Source organism: Collinsella sp. Sow4_D11 (assembly GCF_052116465.1).
GTDB lineage: Bacteria > Actinomycetota > Coriobacteriia > Coriobacteriales > Coriobacteriaceae > Collinsella.
Window position 1 is genome coordinate 18,987 of sequence record NZ_JBQKLA010000008.1, and the last position, 23,710, is coordinate 42,696.

The 23,710-nt window shown below is 61.5% G+C and carries 18 protein-coding genes; 3 read left to right on the top strand and 15 right to left on the bottom strand.

The window, feature by feature from the left end:
- Positions 1-33: 33 nt before the first annotated feature.
- The 6 genes from ACTQ40_RS04990 to trhA form a co-directional block, all read right to left on the bottom strand.
- A complete protein-coding gene (locus ACTQ40_RS04990) occupies positions 34-1,440 on the bottom strand; it encodes a polysaccharide deacetylase family protein (protein ID WP_441563491.1) in 1,407 nt (468 codons plus the stop codon).
- A 72-nt stretch (positions 1,441-1,512) separates the two neighbouring features.
- Complete coding sequence (locus ACTQ40_RS04995; protein WP_154516592.1) at positions 1,513-2,268, bottom strand: PRC-barrel domain containing protein; 756 nt, start codon at positions 2,266-2,268, stop codon at positions 1,513-1,515.
- Complete coding sequence (locus tag ACTQ40_RS05000) at positions 2,268-2,657, bottom strand: YtxH domain-containing protein (protein WP_154516595.1); 390 nt, start codon at positions 2,655-2,657, stop codon at positions 2,268-2,270. The genes ACTQ40_RS04995 and ACTQ40_RS05000 overlap by 1 nt, the downstream gene beginning before the upstream one ends.
- A 136-nt stretch (positions 2,658-2,793) precedes the next feature.
- Positions 2,794-3,621: a cyanophycin synthetase family protein gene (locus ACTQ40_RS05005; protein ID WP_441563492.1), complete on the bottom strand. Its 828-nt coding sequence runs from the start codon at positions 3,619-3,621 to the stop codon at positions 2,794-2,796.
- Positions 3,622-3,645: 24 nt separating this feature from the next.
- Positions 3,646-5,019, bottom strand: coding sequence for a hemolysin family protein (locus ACTQ40_RS05010; protein WP_154516597.1), 1,374 nt, complete (start codon positions 5,017-5,019; stop codon positions 3,646-3,648).
- Between the two features lie 114 nt (positions 5,020-5,133).
- Positions 5,134-5,817 (bottom strand): PAQR family membrane homeostasis protein TrhA, encoded by a 684-nt coding sequence (gene trhA / locus ACTQ40_RS05015; protein ID WP_441015314.1) that lies wholly within the window; start codon positions 5,815-5,817, stop codon positions 5,134-5,136.
- Positions 5,818-6,416: 599 nt separating this feature from the next.
- Between trhA and ACTQ40_RS05020 the strand changes: the two genes are divergently transcribed.
- Entirely contained in the window at positions 6,417-6,611 is a 195-nt protein-coding gene (locus ACTQ40_RS05020; protein ID WP_441563493.1) for a hypothetical protein, read from the top strand.
- A gap of 162 nt (positions 6,612-6,773) precedes the next feature.
- Here the strand turns inward: ACTQ40_RS05020 and ACTQ40_RS05025 are convergent, their stop codons facing one another.
- The 4 genes from ACTQ40_RS05025 to ACTQ40_RS05040 all read right to left on the bottom strand — a co-directional run bounded on the left by ACTQ40_RS05025 (position 6,774) and on the right by ACTQ40_RS05040 (position 11,636).
- Complete coding sequence (locus ACTQ40_RS05025; protein ID WP_427727237.1) at positions 6,774-7,979, bottom strand: DUF362 domain-containing protein; 1,206 nt, start codon at positions 7,977-7,979, stop codon at positions 6,774-6,776.
- Positions 7,980-8,308: 329 nt separating this feature from the next.
- A complete protein-coding gene (locus tag ACTQ40_RS05030; RefSeq protein WP_441563494.1) occupies positions 8,309-9,514 on the bottom strand; it encodes an ABC transporter permease in 1,206 nt (401 codons plus the stop codon).
- The gene (locus ACTQ40_RS05035; protein WP_441563495.1) at positions 9,501-10,688 is read right to left on the bottom strand and encodes an ABC transporter permease; all 1,188 of its coding nucleotides are present in this window, start codon (positions 10,686-10,688) and stop codon (positions 9,501-9,503) included. The genes ACTQ40_RS05030 and ACTQ40_RS05035 overlap by 14 nt, the downstream gene beginning before the upstream one ends.
- 9 nt (positions 10,689-10,697) lie before the next feature.
- On the bottom strand, positions 10,698-11,636 hold the full coding sequence (locus tag ACTQ40_RS05040; RefSeq protein ID WP_441563496.1) for an ATP-binding cassette domain-containing protein: 939 nt from the start codon (positions 11,634-11,636) through the stop codon (positions 10,698-10,700).
- A 166-nt stretch (positions 11,637-11,802) separates the two neighbouring features.
- Between ACTQ40_RS05040 and ACTQ40_RS05045 the strand changes: the two genes are divergently transcribed.
- Together ACTQ40_RS05045 and ACTQ40_RS05050 are read left to right on the top strand one after the other, a co-directional pair.
- Positions 11,803-12,948, top strand: coding sequence for a sensor histidine kinase (locus tag ACTQ40_RS05045; protein ID WP_441563497.1), 1,146 nt, complete (start codon positions 11,803-11,805; stop codon positions 12,946-12,948).
- Entirely contained in the window at positions 12,945-13,574 is a 630-nt protein-coding gene (locus ACTQ40_RS05050) for a response regulator (RefSeq protein ID WP_441563498.1), read from the top strand. Before ACTQ40_RS05045 ends, ACTQ40_RS05050 begins: the two co-directional genes overlap by 4 nt.
- Before the next feature lie 607 nt (positions 13,575-14,181).
- Here ACTQ40_RS05050 and ACTQ40_RS05055 read toward each other — a convergent pair.
- From ACTQ40_RS05055 to ACTQ40_RS05075, 5 genes are all read right to left on the bottom strand, one after another.
- On the bottom strand, positions 14,182-20,496 hold the full coding sequence (locus ACTQ40_RS05055; protein WP_441563499.1) for a Spy0128 family protein: 6,315 nt from the start codon (positions 20,494-20,496) through the stop codon (positions 14,182-14,184).
- A gap of 457 nt (positions 20,497-20,953) precedes the next feature.
- Positions 20,954-21,295, bottom strand: coding sequence for a 4Fe-4S dicluster domain-containing protein (locus ACTQ40_RS05060; RefSeq protein WP_117759792.1), 342 nt, complete (start codon positions 21,293-21,295; stop codon positions 20,954-20,956).
- 7 nt (positions 21,296-21,302) lie between these two features.
- On the bottom strand, positions 21,303-22,391 hold the full coding sequence (locus ACTQ40_RS05065) for a hydrogenase large subunit (RefSeq protein WP_441563500.1): 1,089 nt from the start codon (positions 22,389-22,391) through the stop codon (positions 21,303-21,305).
- Positions 22,392-22,396: 5 nt separating this feature from the next.
- Positions 22,397-23,107: an NADH-quinone oxidoreductase subunit C gene (locus ACTQ40_RS05070; RefSeq protein ID WP_441563501.1), complete on the bottom strand. Its 711-nt coding sequence runs from the start codon at positions 23,105-23,107 to the stop codon at positions 22,397-22,399.
- Positions 23,107-23,700, bottom strand: a complete 594-nt coding sequence (locus ACTQ40_RS05075) for an NADH-quinone oxidoreductase subunit B family protein (protein WP_441554213.1) — start codon at positions 23,698-23,700, stop codon at positions 23,107-23,109. Before ACTQ40_RS05075 ends, ACTQ40_RS05070 begins: the two co-directional genes overlap by 1 nt.
- Positions 23,701-23,710: the final 10 nt, after the last annotated feature.

The following is a 23,710-nucleotide window of genomic DNA, read 5'->3' on the forward strand; positions in this document are numbered from 1 at the left end:
CGTGACATAGTCGTTTAAAAACGTCCCCCGTGACTAGTCTGTGGTGTCGTTATCTCCTGCGAGCTGGGGAAACACGGCGTTCTTGGGCATGGAAGTCTTCGTTAGCGAGGTGAGTTTTTTGCTCAGCGACGTATCCGTCTTAACCAAATCGCTCAGCGTCACGATCTTGTAGCCCTTGGCGACAAGGCCATCGATGATCTGCGGCAGCGCTTCGAGCGTCTGTTCGGAGCACTCGTCGCTATCGGTGAACAAAACAATGTTGCCCGGAGTCACCGATTCGAGCACTGTCGAAACCTGTTCGTCGGCGCCGTTGAGCAGCCAGTCGCCCGAATCGATATTCCACGAGACCACGGCAGACACCAGGTCCATCGCATCGATCCAGTTTTGCTCGTCAAACGCGGCGTAGGGAGCACGCAGCAACATCGTCTCGACGCCGGTCGCCGACTTAATCGCCTCGGTGCCCTTCGTGATCTGCTTGCGCACCGCCTCGCGATCCTTGCCCTTGAGCGAATCATCGCTGTAGCTGTTGGAGCCGATCTCGCATCCGGCATCGACAATCGCTTTGGCAGTAGCGGGCGAGGCTTCCGCAGCATCGCCCGAAAGGAAGAACGTCGCCGTGACGCCCTTTTCCTTGAGCACCTGCAAGACCTGCTTGGTCGCGCCGCTCAAACCCTCGTCAAATGTCAGGGCCACGTACTTTTCGTTGCCCTTGGGCGCTACGCTCGCGCACTCGACTACACAGTCGGTGGCAGGCACGACCTCGCCGCGGTCCTGCGTCTTGCCCGACTGCTCGCCGACCCATACCTCGGAGCGGCCCTGAACGCCCCAGGTTTTAACGTATTCGATAGCGCCCGTGCCCTCGACCTTCAACTTGGGCTCAATGGTCGTGACCTGGACCTCGTGCTTCTCGTACGTGTCGCGGCCGTCTTTGACCGTCACTTTCTCGCCGCCCGTTAGCTCGCGGCTATTCCACTTGCCCTGCTTCACCCGTTTGCCGTCCACCTTCACCGACAGCTTTTCGCCGCCACGGCGGGTAAGCACGCTATCGTCGACAGCCAACAAGTCGCCGGCATCGTAGGTGTCGGTCAGGCCTTGATCATCGATAAGGTTCTGCAACGTGGAGCCCACGCGCACCGAAGCCTGCTCCCCATTGAGCACAATGTCCACGCTGCGATTGACATAGCCCACGACGGCAGCGATAAACAGCACGAGCGCACAGCCGACAGCGATGAGCGCATAGGGCAGGCGGGACGGTCGGCGCGGTGAGCGCCCGTTGCCGATGCGCGCGCTGCGATCGCTAAACCCACGGCTATGGTTGAGGTACATCGCGCCGGGTTTACGGCGACGTCGACGCTGACCGCTGGGCAGCTGCCCCAGGTCGCGTCGCGCCGTCGGACGCGCACCCGAGCGCCCGTTTAAGTTAGATCCGTTTTGGCGCATGTGCCCTCCCCCATAAACACAGCGAGCCGGAGCAACATGTCTCCGGCTCGCCCCCCGTCATTTGGTACGTCGCTATTTGCTAGCTTTTGACGAGCCCCCGCTCGCCTTTTGATATTCGTCCTTAAAGGCCTTGAACATACCGCGCGTCTTGCCGAGCTGCTTGCCCAGTGCGCGACTGCCCTTGTCCACGGCGGCCGACCCCTTGTCATCGAGCACCTTGGCGCCCTTCTTGACCTTATCGCCCACCACGACACTGGCCTCGGCAGCCTTGGCGGCCGCGCCACCCGAATACCCGAGCGACTTGACCTCGTCCGAGACAATCATCGCGCCGTTCTCGTAGCCGCGCAGCATCGTCGGCGGCATCTGTGTGTCGCCCACCAGCACACTCGAGGCAGTGCCGGCGGTCACGTAGAACGTCTGCACGATACCCGAACGCGGCTTGAACTCAACGTCCGAGCAGTAGCCCACGACGTCGCCCGATTCCGTGCGCACGTCCATGCCAACCCAGATGATGCAATCGTCCAGGTTGATATCGAGGCGCTTGGCCGCGGCGGCATCGTAGGTGCCCTTGACGTCGTCGACCGCAACAGCACCCTCATAGACGCCGATGGCATCGAGCGCCACAAATCGATCGGGGCGCTCGATCATGCCCGCGATATCGGACTGGCGAACCATAAAGCCCACCACGCGCGTACCGCCCGGGGTAAAGACCGGAAAATGAATCTTGCCGAGCTTTTTGGGGCTGCGCGGCGTGCCGTCCTTTTTGGTGCGCTTGTCTTCGGCAGGCTTACGATAAACCTTGACGCCGACAAAATCCCCTGCGCGCATTATGCCTCGGTCGAGGGCTCCGTGGCCTCGGTGTCGGCCTCAGTGACGTTCTCGACCACGACGTCGGCAGCGGGCGTCACGTTGCCGCCCGAGATGGCGTCGTTGAGCTGCTCGCGAAGCTGGTCCATGCGCTCGCGGGCCAGGTCGACCTTGGCGCGCAGGTCATCGGTCTTGGCGTCGACCATCGGACCAAAGTCGTTGACCGCGGCACGAGCCTCCTCGGCACCGTGCTCGTAGGTGTCGCGCATGTTGTCCCAGGCATCGTTGGCGATATCGGCGGCCATGGCACGGGTCTCGGCACCCGAGCGCGGGGCCAGAGCAACGCCGATGATAGCGCCGGCGGCAGCGCCAAAGAGCGCACCGGAAACAAAGCTGAAAGTCTTTCCCATGATCATTCCTCTCCTGCGGGCACCTCGATGCCCACCGTTTGAATGCTGTCCATTATACCCGCAGCGCAACACTTGCCGTCGCGCTCATCTGCGTACGGTAAAAGCGCAGGTGCATGATGGTGATAAGCGAGTGAGCCTACTCCTGCGGTATGGCAGGCATGGCCACCGTGGCGGCCGGGTCCTCGCCGGCGCCATCAACGAGCGGAAGCGCACCTTCCTGTGCGGGGCCTGCCGGAACCGTCGCCGCGCCACCGTAGACGGCAGCGGGGGCCTCGTGGCTCTCGGCGGTCGCGCCCTCGGTATCGATTGCCTCCTGCAGCTCATCGTCAAAGCTCGGGACACCCTGGGGCTCCGCGGGCTCGGACTCGACAACTTCCTCAGCAGCTGCCTCGACGCCGGGTTCGGAATCGGCAGGAGCCTCGCCTTCGGCCCCGTCCTCGGCGTTTGCGGCGGCGATGGCCTCGTGCGGATCCTTGCCCTCGGCCTCGGCGCGCATACCCAGCACCAGGTTGCGCAGGCCCGCGACCGTGCCCTCCACGTCAGGGGCAGGCTGGTCGGCGTGTAGATAGGCCCAGTCCATCATAAAGGTCGCCGAAGACAGCGCGCCGATGGCCAGCGCGTCATCGGGGCATGAAAGCTCAACCTCAAAGACACGCTCATCGTGCTCGCTTACGCGGGTACGGCCGCACGAAATGCTGCCGGCGAGACCGGTCTCGTTCATGAGCTCCACTGTCACGTGCTCCAGCAGATGGCAAAGCTCGGTCTGGCCCATGCAGTCCTGGAATTCACGACCGGAATCGCCTAGGCACAGGTGCTTGGCAATCGCGGGCACCAGGTAGTACACGCGCGCCGTGGCCTCGATGTCCTCCGAGGTCATGAGCGGCATGCCGGGGTTCACCAGCACATGCGCGCAGATCTTGTCCTCGCTGACGGTGACCTTAAGGATGTTGAACAGGCCTGCCATAACTCTCCCCTACTCTTCCTTGCCCTACTCGTCGCCGTCGTGCGGGCCCGCAGAGCCCGCGCCCGGCGTCGCCGGCTTATCTGCCGAGGACTCGGAATCCTTCTTATCGGTTTCGGCCGGAGCGATCACGCGAATAAGCGAGATGCGCTGGCCACGCATCGACTGCACCTTGAACTTGTACCCTGCAACCTCAAACACCTCTCCGATGTCGGGCACCGAGTCGCAAAGTTCCAAAATCCAGCCGGCGATGGTCTCATAATCATCGCTTTCCTCGAGCGGCCAACCAAGCTCAATCGCATCATCGCACGAAAAACGCCCATCGACGAGCCACTCACGGCGCGAAAGACGCGTGAGGTACTTGTTGTCGGGGTCGAACTCGTCCTCGATCTCGCCCACGATCTCCTCGACGATGTCCTCGATGGTAATGATGCCAGCCGTGCCGCCGTACTCGTCCACGACCACCACGATCTGGTCGTGCGAAGTCTGCATCTCGGACAGCAGCGGCAGGATGTCCTTGGTGTCGGGCACAAAGGTGGCGTCGCGCAAATAACCGGCGATGGGCTGGTCGCCCTCGCCGTCGAGCGAGGGCTGAATCAGGTCCTTGATGTGCGCGATGCCCGCCACGTTGTCGGGATCTTCGTGATAGACGGGGATGCGGCTAAAGCCGGTCTGGCGCATAGTGGACAGCACGTCGGCGACCGTCTCGTCGTCCTCGCACATAGTGGTGTCCACGCGCGGCACCATGACCTCGCGGGCAACGGTATCGCCCAGGTCGAAGATCTCGTGGATCATACGCTTTTCCTCGTCGAGCAGGTCGTCCTGCTCCGAGACCATGTACTTAATCTCTTCCTCCGAGACGTTTTGGCGATCGTCGGCGCTCTTGATGCGCAGGATGCGGGCCAGACCATCGGAGCAAGCACCAGTCAGCCACACGAGCGGACGGGCGATCTTTTGGAAAAACGACAGCGGCCCCACGACCTGCTTGGACACGCCTTCGGCATTGGCCAGACCAATGCGCTTGGGCACAAGCTCGCCAATCACGATGGACACGAAGGCGACCGCAACGGTGATGATGACCGGCGCCAGTCCGCGCGCGATGGCAGAGAGCGGCGCGATGCCAAAGCTCATGAGCCACGTGGCGAGCGGGTCGGACAAGCTCGTCGAGGCGACCGCGGACGAGGCAAAGCCCACAAGCGTGATGGCGACCTGGATGGTGGCGAGCAGCTGGTCGGAGTCGGCAGCCAGCTTAACGGCGCGCTCGGCGCGTTTGTCGCCTTCCTCGGCCTCGTGCTCCAGCACGGCGCGCTTTGCCGTGGTGAGCGCCATCTCGGACATAGAGAAGTAGCCGTTGATGAGGGTCAAAACGAGGGTGGTGATAAGGGAGATGGTTATGTCCATCGGGAGTTTCTCGAACCTCCAAGATTCGGGACGTTAGGTAGTAAGCGTAGATAACGGATAGGGCAGTTGCGTCCGGCGGCCGCTTGGATGGGTCCACAGGCACAGACGTGATCGCTAGATTACGAAGAGGATCACCGCCATGAACTGGAAGATACTGCCGGCGAGCACCCACAAGTGAAACACACTGTGCAGGTAGCGCACGTTTTTAGCGATGTAGAACGGCACGCCCACGGTGTAGCACACGCCGCCGACAGCGAGCAGGGCAAGTGCCACGGGGTTGAGCAGCGACACGAGCTCGGGCAGCTTAAAGACGACGAGCCAGCCCATCAGCAGGTAGACCAGGCCGCTTACCCAGTGCGGTTGACGCTCGCGCATAAAGCACTCGAGGGCGATGCCGATAATGGCGATGGCCCATACGGCAAAGAACAGCATAGGGCCGCCGTCGTTTGCGAGCGTGATGAGGCAAAACGGCGTATAGCTGCCGGCTATGAGCAGGTAGATGCAGCTGTGGTCGATGATGCGAAACACGCGCTTGGCGCGTGCGGGCTGAATCGCGTGGTAGAGCGTAGAGGCTAGGTATTCGAGGATAATGCTGACGCCATAGACAATCGCCGCGGCCATGTGAGCCGGGCCTCCGCCGCGAAGAGCGGCAAATACGATCAGGAGCACCAAGCCCGCGATACCCAGCAGGCAACCGACACCATGGGTGACGGAGTTCATGATCTCCTCGCCCACCGTGTAGTGTGGAACGGCCGCGGCCTTGGGTCGCGGCTTGGAACTGTCGCTCGAATCGGACATGCCGGTTACATCCTCCAAGTAAATAGTTCTCAACACTATATCAAAGCGTCTGGGTACGTGCGAAATTTGCACCATACGTGACCCCTTGTTTACCCATTCTTTTCTTGTTGACGCATCAACGGCGAACATCCATAATGCGCTTGTTTTAAGTGTTGACGTATCAACATCTTTAAGAAGAACCGTAAATGTCTCAAAGCGCACACCCCCATCGAAAGCTTAAGATGACCGTCGTTGTTGCGCTGGCGCTCGTTGTCACGTTGCTCGGATTTGCCGGCAACTTTTTGTTTGACTTTGCCCTGAACCCCCAAGCGCCGTACACCATGAAAATAATGCAGGATGGCAAAGACGACAAAAAGGCGAGCAGCCGGATGCCGTGGAAACCGAGGCGCGGGCGTGGTTTAAAGAGAATCGCGAGAGCAGCAGCCTCACCGCGGGCGACGGAACCGAGCTCGCCGCTTGGTGTTTTGCCGCCCCAGAGACCACTCACAATTACGCCATCTGCCTACACGGATACACCAATGAGCCCATCGGTATGGCCCGATACGCCAAACGATTCCATGACCGCGGCATGAACCTGCTCGCGCCTGCCCAGCTTTCCCTTGCTCGATGTAGCAAACTTGGTGTGCAACGTGCGCGCAGGCTACGACTTTCATAAGGCAAGCAGTGTGGAGCAACTCAAACACGCGACGGATCTCATGTTGTTTATCCACGGCGCCGCCCACGCCAAGAGTGCGCAAGTTGACCCCGAGCTCTACTGGAACACAGTCAACAACTTCCTCGACGAGTATTTTTAGGCAACAAGCAACGTCTGGGTTTTGTTGCCAAAAACGCCTTGTGGTCGGCGGTGTTCGACTTTTCCCCGCACTTCCGAAAAGCCGCCCGTGAGCGCTGTGCTCGCGAGCGGCTTTTGCTCGAATTACGCCACAAAGGCGCTTATATTGTCCAATAGCTAGGCGCTATTTGACCTCGATAAGCTCGTACTTGCTCGTGCCCAGGCCGATCTTCTCGGCGTGCGCGATGCACGCGCGCCAGTCGGTGTCGGGATGCGTGATGCAGAAGGGGTCACGCGCCTGCTCGCCCTCCAGATGCTCGTGGTTATGCTCCATCTTGGCCGCGCTATCGGTGAGCTCGGTGTTGGGCAGCGGCTCGGACGCCATGACGGCATCGGCACAGGCCTGGTCGATGGCGACCGGGTCGAAGCTCGCGAACATGCCGATATCGTTGACGATAGGCGTATCGTTTTCGGGATGGCAATCACAGTTGGGGCTGATATCCATGGCAAGCGAGATGTGGAAGCTCGGGCGGCCGTCGACGACGGCCTTGGTGTACTCGGCGATCTTGCAGTTGAGCACGTCGGCCGCGGCGTCATAGACGGGCTTGATGGCGTCCTGGTTGCACACGCCGATGCAGCGTCCGCAGCCCACGCAGCGATCGTGGTCGATGGCAGCCACGTGCACCGTGCGAGTAGCGCCGCTGGCAAGCTCGCGCTCGCGGGTGTCGTCGAACGAGATAGCGTTGTGCGCGCAGATCTTTTCGCAGGCACGGCAGCCAATGCAGTGCTCGGTCGCGACGTTCGGCTTGCCGGCGGCATGCTGCTCCATCTTGCCGGCACGGCTGCCGCCTCCCATGCCCAGGTTCTTCATGGCGCCGCCAAAACCGGCCTGCTCATGGCCCTTAAAGTGGGTGAGGCTAATCACGATATCGGCATCCATGAGCGCCTGGCCGATCTTGGCCTCGCGCACGTACTCTCCGCCCTCGACCGGGACGAGCGCCTCGTCGGTACCCTTGAGGCCGTCGGCGATGATGATCTGGCAACCCGTGGCATACGGGGTAAAGCCGTTCTGGTAGGCGGTATCGATGTGCTCGAGCGCGTTTTTGCGGCTACCCACATAGAGCGTGTTGCAGTCGGTGAGGAAGGGCTTGCCACCCAGCTCCTTCACGACATCCGCGACGGCGCGGGCGTAGTTGGGGCGCAAAAAGCTCAGGTTGCCCAGCTCGCCAAAGTGAATCTTGATAGCGACGAACTTGTTCTCAAAGTCGATCTGCTCAATACCGGCACGGCGGATGAGGCGCTTGAGCTTGTCGAGCTGGCTCTCGCGAGCATGCGTACGCAAGTTGGTGAAGTACACCTTAGCGGGTGCTGCGGGTGAAGTTGCGGTCATATATATCCCCTCGGTCTATATGGCGTTACAGACATAGAGGATGGTACCCGTTAAAGCGGGGTCAATGTCAAGTACGGCGCCTAGTCATTGGGGACAGACTTAAATGACTGAAACCACTCATTGGGGACGGACTTAAATGAGTGCCTCGACACCCGGCAGTTAGGGACGTTCCTTTCCTGCCGGCAGTTGGGGACAGTCCTTGGCAACCCTGCCGGCGAGCCGGCGAATCGGCAAAGACTGTCCCCGATGACTAGTCGTTTAAGTCTGTCCCCAATGACCACTCTTGGTCGTTTAAGTCTGTCCCCAATGAGCACCCAATGACTAGGTAGCTAGGCGTGGGATTTGGCGCGTGCGAGGGCTAGGCCTACGGCAGCGATGGCCGCGGCAAAGAGCACCGTGACGCCCAGATCGCAGGCGATGTCTCCCAGCACGGCGGACGTCAGGTCCGACGAGAGCGCCTTGCCGATCGCGTCGTTCACCCAATATGTCGGCACAAAGTGCGCTACGGTCTGCACGGCCGGGCCCATCAGCGACAGCGGCATCCAGGCGCCGCCCAAAAACGTCATGAGCATGCCGAGCAGGTTACCCACACCGTTGAGCAGCTCCTCGCGCGCGCCCAGGCTCGACAACGCAAAGCCAACGGCCAGCGGCGTGCACGCCAGGGCAAACGTTGCCGCCAGCGCTAGGCACACACGACTCGCGCCGACCTCGGCGACCGCGCCGGCAAAGCCCACGACGCCCATCATGCTCGACACAAACCAGATGCAGACGGCGAGCACGGCGGCGGCCGCAAACACGGCAAGCGAGCGCTGACGCTCGGAGACCGGACTGGCCTCCATGCGGCGCACGCGCTCGGGCTCGTTCATGCCCGAGAACACCAGCCCCACCGATACGATGACCGACGAGATAATCGCGTACGTGCCAAAGTTGAAGTACGACTCAAGCGTGGCGGCGGCTGTCGAGTCGACCTTGACCTGCTCGATCTCGACCTCCGCGCGCTTGGCGGCGGCACGCTCGGCGGCCTTGGCGACGTCACCGTCGGAGGCAGTAGGATCAAGTGCGGCCGCGGCGCCCGCGAGCGAGATCCAGCGTGAGGCCTCGGCAGACGAAAGCGCCGCCGCCATGGTGCCGGCACCGTAGGTCACATCGAGCTTGGGCAGGGACTCCCCCGCTCTGGCGGCTGCAACGAGGTCGTCCTCAAACCCCTCCGGGATAAAGAACACGCAGTCGGCGCTGCCCTTGGCGCTGTTGCTCTTGGAGAGCGCGTCCGCAAGGTCGTAGGTGTCCTCGCCGATACCCGTGACCAGATCAAAGCGCGAGCCCAGGTGCTTGGTAAGCGCACGCGAAAGGTCGCTGTCGTCGCGGTCGACCACGATCACGTTGGTGTCGTAGGGCTCGTACTCGGTGAGCTGCGACGAGTTCCAGCTCACCGATGCCGCGATGAATACGCCCATGAGCGAGATGAACACCGTATAGATGAGCAGGTAGAACGGGTGCGCCAGCGCCATGCGAAGCGCAGTCTTAAAGGTGCTCATAGCGGCTCCTTCCAAAGATCAGCGTGGCGACGGCAACGAACAGCAACGCCATAAGGGCCAGCGCGCCAGCGCGAACGGCAAAGGGACCCAGGTCCTCAAAGAAATACAAGCGGTTGAACATGTCGCAGATAAGCTTGACGGGATTGAGCCAACTCTCGGCCGGGCAGGCGCGGGCGACGTCGTCGGCAAGCGCCATCGCCGGCTCGCCATAAAGCCCGGCGAACAGGGCACACGTGGTGGCAAAGCCTGTGAGGATGCCCGACTTGGACGCCTTGCCGCCCTTAACGGGAAGCGTGCCCACAAAAAGGCCCAGACCCGTGGCGGCAAGCGCGGACACGGCGCCGCCCACCAGGCAGAGCCCCTCGCGCCCGCCAAAGTCGACCCCCACGACCAGGCGCACGTAGCCGATCGCGATCGCCATCGAGGCAAAGGAGACCAACCACGCGCCCACAAAGATGCCGGCCAGCGATGCCGTCTTGGAAAGACCGCCCACGCAGCGACGCGCGCCAAGGCCCGACAGATTGGGCTGCAGGTCGACGACGCTCAAGGCGGCAAACTCGGCAGACATCATCGCAACCAGGCCAAAGAGCGCGTAGTAGTAGATGACCGTGCCATCGGGCGTGGCACGCGTCAGGCTCACACGGCGGATTCCGCCCTCGAGCGACAGGGCGCGCGCAACTGCCTCCGGGTCGGCGAGCGCCGCCGGGTTGTCCTGGGCAATCTGGCGCATGAGCTCGGCATTTTGCGTATACGAGCTTGCCACCGTCTCCAGGATGCTGCGGTCGGTGAGCACCGACGTCGCACGCGAGCTGTCACAGCTCGAAAGCAACGTGAGTTTGGGCGTGCCCGCAGCATCGACCGCATAGATGCCCGCGACCTCGCCGGCCTTAAGAGCACGGTTCGCATCGACTGCATCGTCGCACTCGTGGATCTCGAGCAGTTGGTCGTCGCCTTCCTTGGCAAGCGACGTCGCCACGTCCTTAAAGGTCGAGGCGCCCCAGGCCTCATCCGCCACGACGGCCACCGGCACCGGGTCGACCGTGCCGTCGGAGCTCAGATTCGCAAACATAAACATGAACATCGTGGAAAGCGCGACGGGAAAGATCGCGCCCCAAACCCACGTGCTCGGCCGGCGCAACAGCGTCTTGACCGTAATGATAATGGTGTTGAACATGGCCGCCCCCTAGTCGCGCAGCTTGCGGCCGGTGATCTCGAGGAACACGTCGTTGAGGGTCGGCGGCTCGCTCCACACGCGGCCGAGCGCCACATCGGCAGTGCGCAGCGTGTCGAGGATGTCAACCAGGTTGTGCGGGCTCGCTTCGCAGGTGCAGATGAGCTCGCCGCCGGAAAGCTCAACCGAAAGCACATGCTCGAGGGCGCGCAGTCGCTCGACCGTGGCGAGCTCGACGGCGCCGACCTCGACGGTCACGCGCTCGCCCATCTGAATCATGCGCTTGAGCTCGTCGTTGGTGCCCTGCGCCAGCACGCGCCCGCTGTCCATGATCATGATGCGGCTGCAGATCTGCTCGACTTCCTCCATGTAATGGCTGGTATACACCACCGTGGCGCCTTCGTCGCGCAGGCGGCAGATGCCCTCCAGGATGGCGTTTCGGCTCTGCGGGTCGACGGCCACCGTGGGTTCGTCGAAGAAGATGAGCTCGGGCTTGTGCGCGATGCCGCAGGCGATGTTGAGGCGACGCGCCAGACCGCCCGAGAGCTTGCCGGGGCGAAACTTGGCAAAGTCGCCCAGCCCGACAAAGTCGATGGCCTCGTCGACCAGCTCGCGACGGCGCTTGCGGTCGTTGACGTAGAGGCTGCAGAAATAGTCGATGTTCTCGCGCACCGTGAGCTCGTCGAACACCGCCACCTGCTGCGGCACCACGCCGATGCGGCGCTTGAGGTCGTAGCGGGCGGGCGTCATGGGCTCGCCGAACAACTCGATGGTGCCTTTGTCGTAGGCGAGCAGCTGCAGAATGCAGTTGATGGACGTAGTCTTGCCCGAGCCGTTAGGGCCCAGCAGGCCAAAGATCTCGCCGGGGGCGATGCTCAGGTTAAAGTGGTCGAGCGCGATAAGATCGTCGTAGCGCTTGACGAGGTTTTCGACGTGGACGATGTCTGTCATGAGGCGGCCCTTCTGTTGATTTCGGCCCGGTACGATTGCATCATCGCAGGAGCCGCCGGCGCGCACCAGTGAGCTTTGTCACGAGTGCGGCGGGGGCGGGCGGGAGGAATGTCACGGTTGCGGCACCTGAGCAATCGTCGCGCGCACCATCGCGTACAATACCCGTATGAACAGGCTATTCGACAAATCGATCATGCTGGCGTGCTGTATCGCGGCCGCTCTGGGCCTTGCTGTGGATGCTTGCTTGGTCGCGGCGTTTTGTCTTGGCGTCGCAGTCGCCTCGCTTACGGAAATTGCGCAAGGCGAACGTGCCCGCCGCGCCGGTGAGGCCGCGAGCTACGCTTACATTATGGTGACCGTCTTTGTGCCGTCGTTTGTGCCGTTTGCGCCCCTCGCCCTCTATGACATCGCGCGATACGTGCGCCGCGAACACGTTTGGGTCGCGCTGGGCGCCGGCGCCATCTTTGTCTGCGCACTCGTCGCATATGCCCACGCCGGCGCGCTTCCCACCCGTGCGCTGCTGTTGACCGCCATCCTTTCAGTCGCCGCCACCTTGCTGTCTCTGCGCACCGCTCAGCTGGAGCGCGAGCAGGAGCGCATGCATCGCACCCGCGACGAGCTGCAGGAGCGAGCCCTCGCGCTCGAGGCGCGCAACCGCGACCTTGCCGACCGCCAGGACTACGAGGTCGAGCTCGCAACGCTCGCCGAGCGCGCCCGCATCGCACGCGAGATCCACGATAACGTGGGGCACCAGCTCACGCGCGCCTCGCTGCAAACCGAGGCCCTACGCGTGGTCCACGCCAACGAGCCCGGCGTCGCCGCCGACTTCGCTGACGTCAAGCGCACCGTGGACGAAGCGCTTCAGCTCGTGCGCTCGAGCGTCCACGCGCTCAACGACAACGCGGCGAATCTCTCCGTACAGCTCGAGCGCATCGTGGAGGGCGCGCGCTCAGATGGCGGGCCGCAGATTGAACTTGAGGTTTTGGCCGAGCATGCGCCCGCAAATGTCGCCAACTGCTTTGCGGCGGTCCTGCGCGAGGCGCTTTCCAACGCCATACGCCATGCTTGCGCCCATACTGTCACCGTACGATGCATGGAGCATCCGTCGTTTTACCAGCTCATCGTTACCGACGATGGCGCAGGCGGGGCTCAAGTAAGCGGCCGCAACGTCACAGGAGGCATGGGGCTCGGCTCCATGCGCGAGCGCGTCGAGGCGCTTGGCGGCACCTTCACCGCCGGCCCACGCGCCGGCGCCGGCGGCTGGCGTGTGTTTGCCACCGTTCCTAAACAGCAAGGAGATGAGGGCCGATGAGGCTCATCGTTGTCGACGACGACCGCTTGGTGGTCGATTCGCTCAAGATAATCCTGGGCGCCCAGCCGCAGATCGAGGTGGTGGGTACCGGCGCCGACGGCAACGACGCAGTGGCTCTTTATGCCGAACACGCACCCGATATCGCGCTGCTCGACATTCAGATGCCGGGGCGCGACGGACTTTCGGCGGCCCGCGAGATCCTTGAGCGCGACCCTGCGGCGCGCGTGGTATTTCTGACGACATTCTCGGATGACGAGTACATTGTGTCGGCGCTCAAACTGGGTGCCCGCGGCTACCTGATCAAAACCGATGTCGCCGCCATCCCGCCGGCGTTGGCGCAGGTCATGGACGGTAAACGCGTGCTCGAGGGCAAGGCAATCGAGGATGTCGACTTTGATGGGGCGGGCGTCGAGGCGGGCACGACCCGCCGGCCCGCGGCCTTCGTCAGCCTGACCGACCGCGAGTTCGAGGTCGCCGAGCTCATTGCCCGCGGCCTCGATAACAAGGAGATTGCCGCCACCGCCTATATGGGCGAAGGCACCGTGCGAAACCACATCAGCTCAATCCTGGCCAAAATGGGCCTGCGCAACCGCACGCAGATCGCCATCGCCTACCTGCGAGGGTAGTTGCCCGAAGACCGACCGCCCCGGCATAACAAAATGTCTGCTACCTGTTTAATGCCATTTCAAAACTATGCCGGTTTACGGGGCTAAACTCAGGACCCCCATCCATACCCGCGTTTTCTGTAAAATGACGGCTCGTCTACCTGCGGTTTTATTTTCACGAACATCAGCATGGTTGGGGACTCGTGACTCAGCCCCGTAAACCGGCCTAGTTTTGTCCGAGCGGCCACGTCAAGTGTCTCCGCAAGCCGCTTCAAGCCAAAAACGATCCGTTTTCCTCCGTCCCCAAGGGATCAGCCGGAACAGCTCCACGAAATCGGCCCATCTACTACGTTTAACTCGATACCCCTGACCATACCTTCGTTTTGAGCAAAACCGCAGGCGTTCTACCTGCGGTTTTGTTTTCGCGTTTTTTGATATGGTTGGGGGTAAGGGACTAAACGTAGTAGATGGGCCGGTTTCGTGGCAAGCCCTCCTCGCCTACGCACAAAAGCGCCGCCACGGAGGAGGGAGATGCCTCCGTGGCGGCTGGGGGTGGGGGGGGTGGGGCTATGTTCTGGCTCCCCGCCGGCCGCCCGGGGCCTTTTGGCCCCGGGCGCCGCCAGCGTGCCTAGCGTTTACGGATACCCCAGACCAGGGCTCCGACGCCGGTCATGGCGATAACAAACGCCATGAGCAGTGCGGCGGCCTGCTGGTCACCCGTGGTGGGCAGGAAACCCTTGACCGTCTTGACGATGTTCGTCACGGTCTTGGGCGTGCCGGGATCGGGCGTCGGCACGGGCGTCTCGGGCTTCTTGTACGTGTTGTTGAACACGATACCCTCGACGCTCTTGTCGCCCTTGGTAAAGGCGACATTCGCCTTGAGGTTGCCCTCGCCGTCATCGGCCACGTTGACGGTCGCGGTAAAGACGGACTTGTCATAGGTCATACCGGCCTCGTCGCCCTTGACCTCGCTGATGGTGTAGACGTACGTACCGGGCTCGTCGTACTCGAACTTGTCGAAGTTGATCTTGCCGTCGGCATCGTTGGTGACCGTAGACTCAATGTCCTCGCCAACGAGCTTAAAGCTAAACTCGTCCTTCTTGAGCTCGCGTCCCTCGAGCACCTTGATGGCACCGATGGAGACCTGCGTGGGCATGGCATGATACTTGTTGGTAAAGCCAGCCGACTCAGTAGTTCCCTCGAGCTTGTGCGTCGCGGTCAGCGTGCCGTCGCCGTTGTCGGAGACAGTAGTCACGACGGTGTAGGTCGTGCCGTCATAGGTGACGCCCTTGTACAGGCCGAGCGCGTTGGGGCAAGCCTCGCGCAGCATGTACGTGTGCGCGCCAGGTGCCTCGTAGCGGATCGGGCTCAGCGCGACGGTGCCATTGGCGTCGTTGGTGCCGGTCGCGACAACCACGCCGTCCTCGAGCAGCTCAAACGTGAACTCGCCTGCTGCAAGGTCGCGTCCGGTCAGGCGCTTGACCGTCTTGACCTGATCGGTCACCACAGAATCGGTAGGCGTCACGCTGTAGGTGTTGGTGAACGTGAAGGCAGCGCCGTCGTCACCCTCGCGCACGACCTTCAGATGTCCGGCACCGTCGTCAGTCACGGTGTAGGAAACCTTACGCGTGGCGTTGGCGTCGTTGGTCACGCCAGGGGCGCTACCGGACTCGGTCACCGTGTAGGTAAAGATGTGCGAGCGCGGGGCGGTGGGGGCTGCGGGCTCGGACTCGCCGCCGGACTCGTCGTCATTGGCATCAGCGTCGACGTCGGCCTCTTCAGCCTCTGCCTCGTCGGCCTCGGCTTCATCAGCTTCGTCTGCCTCAGCCTTATCGGTCGCATCATCCGTCACGCCCAAGGCGCGGTTGAGGTCCTCGAGCGTAAAGTGGATCTTGCCAAAGTCCACGTTGCCGGCCGCGTCGTTGGTTGCGGTCGTGTGCTCGGGCATCGGGGCGCCCGCCTCATCGGCGGTCACGGTAAAGGTGAACTTACCCGTGATATCGGCCGGGGTCAGGCCCTCGGCAGCCTGGAGCTTCTTGGCGCCGGCGAGCGCGGCGTCAACGGCATCGGCGCCGTAGACGTTCTCGAACACGGGCTCGACGCCACCGTAGTCAGGATTCGCCGTCAGAGTGCCGTCGCCGTTGTCGACGACGATGACCTTAAAGCTAAAGCTCGACTTCGCGGCAGTAATACCCTTTGCTGCGAGCGGGGACGTGTACTCAAACGCCGTGTAGTTGATAGTCCACGCAAGCTTGGCGTCCGTGTCGGTACGGATGGCGCGTCCGGCGCTCACCAAATCGGCGAGCATCTCAGTCGTGTAATGCAGCGTGCCAAAGCTCACCTGGCCGTTGATGTTGGTCGCCACAGTGCCGTCAATGGCTTCCGTCTCGCCCGCATAGGCGATGCCAAAGTAGAACTCGCCGTTGGCCAACGGACGACCGGTCAGGGTCTTGGTGGCGACAATCTGCGCAAGCTCGCCGCCCGGGTTATCGGTCGAGGCGTGGTAGCTGTTGGTGAACGAGACCAAGGCGCTCTCGACCTTATTCTCGCCGCTCTTGTGGACCGCCACAGGTGTGCCATTGGGTCCGCCAGAAACGGTCGTCGTAGCGGTGAGCGTACCAGCGCCATCGTCGGCGATAGCGATCGTCACGGTGCGCACGGCCTCGTCGTAGGTGTAACCGGGCTGGCCATCGTTCTTCTCGGCAACGGTGTACGTAAAGGTCTTGCCCGCGTCAGCCTGCGTAAACTTGACCTCATGGCCAGCCAGGATGTCGATCAGACCAACCGTTGCCTCTGCCGTTGCAGGGGACTTGTACACGTTGGCGCCCTCGTGCAGGCCGAGCGCGATGGCCGAAGCCTCGTCGGCGGGCGTCACGGTAAAGGTGAACTGACCCTCGGTCATGGGACGTCCGTAGAGGCTCTTGCTGAGCTTGAGGCCGCCGGCCGCGGTGTAGTTGAGCTCAGTGCGGTACGTGTTGGTAAAGCTTCCGTTTTCCGTGGTGACGTTGGCGGTCAGGGTGCCGTCGCCGTTCTCGGTCACGGTCACTTCGGCGGTTGCGACATGCGCGTCATACGTCATACCGGCCGCGCTGCCCGCGTTCTCGCGGATCTCGTACTTGTAGGTTCCGGCAGCCGTGTAGTGGATCTTGCCGAACTTGATGGCGGCGATGCCTTCGTTGTCCGCATCCTGCTTGGTCACGGTTACGGTTGCCGGGTCGGGCAGTGGGGTGCCCTCGGGGGCCGTGATGGTAAAGCTGAACTTGTCTGCATCCGTCCAGTCGCGACCGTCGATGGCCTTGCTCAGGTCAAAGTCGAGCTCTTCGTCGAGCGGGGTCACGCTGTAGGTGTTCTTGAACTCGACGGGCTCGTCGTCCTTCAGGACGTGCTCGGCCTTGAGCGTACCGTCGCCGTTGTCCGTGATGGTGGTCTCGATGGTGAACTTGGCGTCGCTGTAAGTGACGCCCTTGCTGGTGGTTCCGCCGTTGACCTCGCGCAGCGTGTAGGTGTGTGCTCCGGCCTTGTAGTACTTCACGGGGCTCATCGTAATCGTGCCGTCGGCGGCGTTCTTGCCAGTGGCGACGACCTTGTCGCCCTCGACGAGCTCGAAGCTAAACTCGCCGGCCTTGAGGTCGCGGCCGTCCAGAACCTTGGTCGCGGTGATCTGGTCGGTGACGCGCGTCTCGACAGGCGTCACGCTATAGGTATTGGTGAACGTAAAGGCCGCGTTGCCGTCCGACTTGCGGGACACCCTCAGATTACCCTCGCCGTCATCAGTCACGGTGAAGGAAACCGTACGCGAAGTCTCGGCGTCGTTGGTCACGCCAGCGACCTCGCCGGACTCGGTCACGGTGTAGGTAAAGGTGTGCTCGCGCTTCTCGGGCTTCTCGCCCAGAGCCTTGTTAAGGTCGTCGAGCGTAAAGGTGATCTTGCCAAAGTCGACCTTGCCCTTGGCATCATTGGTCACGCTCGCGTTCGCGGGCATGGGTGCGCCCTCTTCACCGGTCACGGTAAAGGTGAACTTGCCGGCAATGTCAGCCGGGGTCAAGCCATCAGGAACCTGCAGATTCTTCTTGCCCACAAGCGATGCCTCGACAGGTGCGGCAGTGTAGGCGTTCACAAACTCGTTGCCGGCGTCGCCGTAGCCAGCCGTCGCCGTCAGGGTACCATCGCCGTTGTCGACAACGGTCACATACGCGTCAATTGCCGACACGGTAGCGCTCACGCCCGCGGGCAGCTCGCCGGTCTGCTCGGCAGCGATGTAATGAATGGTCCACGTGGGTTTGTCTGAGCTAGCATCAAGCGATGCCTTGCCTTCCTCGACCAGCTTGGCGAGCGATTTGATCGTGTACGTCAGCGGACCGAACTCAACCTTGCCACCCTTGTTGGTTGCATTCAGCAGAACCTCATCGTGCCCCGCATAGCTCAACGCAAACTTAAATTCGTCGTCGGCCATCGGGCGCCCCGTGAGCGTCTTGGTTGCCTCAAGAGTCAGCGGGGTTTCCGTCTTGGCACTATAGGTGTTCTTGAACTCGGTCTCGCCCGAGATCTTTTTAACGTCAGCCTTAAGCCCACCCGTGGCCTTAACCGCCACGGTCACCTTGAACGTGGCAACGTTCTCGCTGTAGGTGATGCCACCGGCGCCGCCCTTGACCTCGCGGACCTCATAGGTGTACTCGCCCGGCTTGTTGCAGGTAATCTCGCCGAAGTCGATTGCTGCCTTGCCCTTGTCTAGGTCAGCCTTGCGCACGTTCGCAGTCGCGGACGCGGGCATCGGAGCGTCGTTATCGGACGTCGCAGCGAGTTCAAACTTAAACTCATCGGTATCCGTCCAGCTGCGGCCATCGAACACCTTGGTCAGGCCAAAGCTGGCCTTGGTATCCACCGTTGTCGGCGTCACGTTAAAGCTGATCTTGCCGTTGTTGCCCAGGTAGGAATTGACATGCGTCGCGGTCGCCTTGGCGGACACGTTGTTCCACTTGGGATTGAGAACGTCAGTCGCGGTACCGGTGCTGTTGCTCTTCTTGGTGGTATGGAGCTCGTCGATAAAGGCCAGACGCGCGGTTCCCACGCTAAACGAAAGGTTGTCGTCCTCGTCGTGAACTATGGCGCCGTCAAGCTTCGCAGCGTCGCCGCCGATAAACTCGATGACGGCAAAGGCGGGCTTGGCCTCGCCGTTTTCGCCCTTTGCCTCAAACTCGTCCTTGTAGTAATAGATGTCGTCGGCAGCCAGCGAATCCTTCGCAGGCTGCGTGCAATCCTCGTCCACATAAATGGGAGTCTGCTTCTGGAAATAGTAATAGCGGTTGGTGTCGGCAGGCTCAAAGTTTGCGATCGTATCGCCCAGCGCGCCAGCATTCCACTTGTTCGCGTAGAAGTTAACGGTCTTGGAACCGTTCTCCGCGGTGGTCGTATTGCTCTTGATGTAGTCCTCGAGCCCCTTTACGTTCTTGGGCGTAAACAGGTTATCGAGCGCTTCTTTCTTAACGCTTGAGGTGTAGTTCACCTGAATGGGCTCAGTATTGTCGACCGTAAGCACGCCGTCGGTGATCTTAAAGTGGCGCAGCGGAATCAGCGACGCAGGAATCTTAACCGTTACGATATCGCCGGTCTGAGGCTTGCCCTCTTCGGCATGCTGAACAGTGATGACCAGGTTCGCAGCGGCACCAGAAAATGTGTAGGTGTCGACATTGCCTTCGGTCTTCTTTGTCGGCTTGTCAAACGTCGTACCGTTATACACGACAGACGTAAAGTCGTCGACCTGCATAAAGTCGCCCAGCCTATCGGTAAACGTGATGTAGCCGGACTCATGCTCGCCATAACCGTCATGGACTTCTGTCGGGGAACCAGTCTTGATAATGCTTCCCGAGATCTCTTCAAAGATCTTCTCGAGTTCAGCGGCGCTGGTTGCCGACTTGTAGTAATTGGCGTTTTCTGCGCGCGCACCAAAGTTGATGGTCCATCCGCGCCAGATAGAAATGCTGGATGAGGCGGCAGGATAGTTGCTCGACACGGCATGCATGAACTTATTCTCTTTGCTTGTGCCATCAACCGTGGGGTCGGCACTGGGGTTTACGCCGCTAAAGATACCGATCGTATAAATGTCGGCACCTTTATCCTTGATCTTCTTGGCGCTGTTGATAGCGTCATTGGCAACCTTGTTCTCGAATCCGTCCCAACTCGTGGGCGAGCCATCGGTGAAGAAGACAACGACCTTCTTGGCATCAGCACGCCCAGACGAAATGCCCTCGGCCAGCTGTAAGCCATAATCGGCTCGCGTGGCGCCAGCGGGACTGATGGAGTCGATCGTACTCTTAAGGCTCTCCGCGTCCTCGCCCTTGCAGAGCGTCAGCTTCTTCATGGTCTGCGAGTAGTTATAGCCGTTTTCATCCCTGTCGTTGCCGACCGTGGTAGACCTCTTTGTTCCCGCAAACTTTACGATGGCAACCTGATGCTGCTTGGATTCATCTGTGATGCTTTGGTTTTGCGTGGCGATGGTGTCAATAAAGCGATTGGCGGCCGTCTTCAGCGCGTCAATACGCTTGGTATGGTCGTTTGTACTCATCTCATCATCCATCGAGCCTGAAGCGTCCAGCACCATCACGATGTCGAGCGGCTTGCCGGAAACCGTCGTATCGGATGTCGAGGAAATAGCAGACAGCGTGGTCAGGAAATCTGAATCTCCGTTCTCGATTGCCTTGACCGTCTTGTCGGTCCAGATTCGGCCGACGTTTTGAGTTGTCACTTTCTTGCCTTCATAGCCACCGGCCCAGAACTTCCAGTAGTTGCTGGTGTCAGGGTCGACGACCTTTCCGGTCATTATCGGTCCGTCCATTCCGGTGCTGGACCTGGCGTTGGCCTCGGGCAGCATGGCAAATGCTGCAGCCGGCAACACCAACACTACGGCCAGTATCACCGCCAAGAGACCCCTCGTGTACCTACTCATCGCGTCTCCCTTCTCGCGGTCTCAAACCTTGCATTAGCCTAAAGTTACGGAATGAGACACAATTTGAGCAGGTGACACACGTTCCAGATTCGGTTTTGAACGTGAGACAAATGTCTCACCAAAGTTGAGACACGAGGGTTTTCGCAGGAAAACAGGTGCGACTCAAGATCGACGGCCAAAATCGCCCGTTTTCTTCCACCCCCGAGGGAGTGACCGATGGCGCTCGCCACGAAATTGGCCCATCTACTACGTTTGACTCGATACCCCCGACCATACCCGCTTTTCATGCAAAATCGCAGGCGTTCTACCTGCGGTTTTGGTTTTGCGGTTTTCAGTACGGTCGGAGGTTCGCTATCCAGCCCCGTAAACCGGCATAGTTTTGTTAACGGCAGCCTAACCGCGCGTTTAAGCGCGGGGCCGGTGGGGCATTTTTGCCCCACCGGCCCCTATTCCAGCGCTATTCCGGCTTGGTTTCTACCGTGGGAGTCTTGTCCGCCGCGACTGGAGTGCGCGCGGTGTCCATAGTCAGGCAGTGCTTGGGGCAGCTCTCGATGCACTCGCCACACACCACGCAAGCGTACGGGTCGATGGACCAGGTACCACCCTTGCGATCGACCGCAAGCGCGCCCGCCGGGCAGCGACGCGCGCACATACCGCAGCAGATGCACACGTCCATATCGTTGACGATATGCCCGCGCAGGCGCTCGGGCGCCGTCAGCTCCTCCTGCGGATAGCACACCGTGACCGGCTGCTTGACCATAGAGCCCAAGGCCGTCTTGGCAAATGTCAGCAAACTCATGCCGCGCCTACCTTTCCGTGCAACTAATGCAGGGGTCGATGGTCAAGATAATCATGGGCACGTTGGCAATGAGCACGCCCTGCAGCGCATGCGTCAGGCCCGCCAGGTTTTGCGACGTCGGCGTGCGCACACGGAAACGGTCCAAATTCTTGGTGCCGTTACCGCGCACATAGTAGTACGCCTCGCCGCGCGGCTGCTCAATCACAACCTCGCCGCGCGCGCCATCGGCTGGCGTAAGCTTGGTACGCCCGCCGATGCCGTCGTGCGGAATCTTGCCCACAAGCTCCTTAATGATGTCCATGGCCTGCGTGACCTCGGCACAGCGCACCTGGCAGCGGGCATAGCAGTCGCCATCGGTAGCAACGATGGGCTCAAACGCAGCCAGGTCCGCATAGGCACCGTCGCCAAACATGCGCACGTCGTAATCCACGCCCGAGGCGCGCCCAAACGGACCGACCATCGAAAGCTCCAGCGCGTCCTTCTTGCTGATCACGCCCACGCCATGCAGGCGCTCGCCGCAGCTGTCGTCGTCCAAAAAGGTATGCACCAGGGCCTCGTAGTCGGGGCGCATGGCATCGAGCGTCTGGACAATGCCCGCCAGCTCGGAGTTCTCAATGTCATGCTTAAGGCCGCCGATCTCGTTAATCGACAGAATCACGCGACCGCCACACGTGCTCTCAAAGATCTTGAGAATCTGCTCGCGCAGGGTCCACGACCGATAGAACAGCGCCTCGAAGCCAAAGGCATCGGCGAGCAGGCCCAGCCACAGCAGGTGCGAGTGAATGCGCGAAAGCTCGTGCAAAATGGTACGGATATACCGCACGCGGCCGGGCACTTCGATGTCGAGCATGCGCTCGCAGGCGCTGGCATAGCCGCAGCTGTGACCCACGGCGCAAATACCGCAGATGCGCTCGGCGATGTAGCCAAACTGGTGCATGTCACGCTTTTCAGTGAGCTTCTCGAGTCCGCGGTGCACAAAGCCGATCTGCGGAATTGCCTCGATAACGCGGTCGTCCTCAAGCACCAGGTCCAGGTGAAGCGGCTCGGGCAGCACCGGGTGCTGCGGGCCAAACGGAATAACGGAGCGATGTGCCATGGACCTTACGCCTCCTTTTTCTGCTTATCGCGGGCGGCTTTGGCGGCAAGCGCCGCGCGAACCTTGGCCGCTTTCTCGGGATCCATGGCGGCGAGCTTTGCCTCCATCTCGGCAGCCTTGAGCGCGGCCTTGGCGGCAGCCTCGTCATGCTGAGCATCGGAGCCGGCAGCCGCAGTGGGCTGAGCGACGGCAGCGCCCGCAGCATCGCCAGCGCCCTCCCCCGCAGCGGCCGCGGCAGCGGCGGCCTTCTCGGCCGCGGCTTTGCGCACCTTGGCCTCGGCAGCGGCACGGACCTTCATGGCCTTCTCGCGCGCAGCCTTAACCTCGGGCGTGATGACGCTCATGGGCTCGGCAGTCGAGACCTGGTAGAAAAAGCCCTTAAAGTCAATCTGCATGTCGGTAATGGCAAGCCCAAACAGGTCGTGTGCCTCATTTTCAAACGGGAACACCGCAGGGTAGTACGAGCTGATGGATGGAATCTCCTGGTACTGGTCGATACCATCGACTACCAGGTTCTCAATCGCATAACTGCCGTCCTGCGCGATCTGCTCCTGGGCAGCACGAACGTTGATGAACGTATAGACCAGGCGATACGTGCCGTCGTCCACATTGCGCTCGGCGTGCATCTGTACAAAGCGGGCACCGGCACCCTTGAGCGCCTGGACATGCGACAGCAGCGCATCGAGCTCGACGGTGGTATAGATTGCCTTTTGCATTACTCGGCCCCCCTTGCAGCGGCGGACGCGGCGGGCGTCCCATCAGGTGCGTCGCCAGCGGCGGGCGCGTCGCCGGCCTCAGCCGGGGCCACAAATCCGTCCTCGCCCAGCTCAACACCACCATCCCAGGTAGCGGCACCGCCCACGGTAAGCGGGTCGCCGCCGGCGCGCATCACGGCCTCCTTCTGGTCCAGGATGCCGCACGCCTCCACGATGGCGTCGATCACCGTCTCGGGGCGAATGGCGCATCCGGGCGCGTACACGTCCACGGGAATTGCGCGATCCACGCCACCGATCACGTTGTACGCATCGCGGAACACGCCGCCCGAGCACGCGCAGATGCCGCACGCCACCACGCACTTGGGCTCGAGCATCTGGTTGTAGATCTGGCGCACGACGGGCAAGTTCTGGGCGTTGACCGACCCCGTCACCAAAAAGATGTCCGCATGTTTGGGGTTGCCGGTGTTGACCACGCCAAAGCGCTCCGCATCGAACAGCGGCGTGAGCGAGGCCAGCACCTCGATATCGCATCCGTTGCAGCTCGAGCCGTCGTAATGAATAACCCACGGCGAGCGCGACATTTTATGATCCATGGATGCCGCC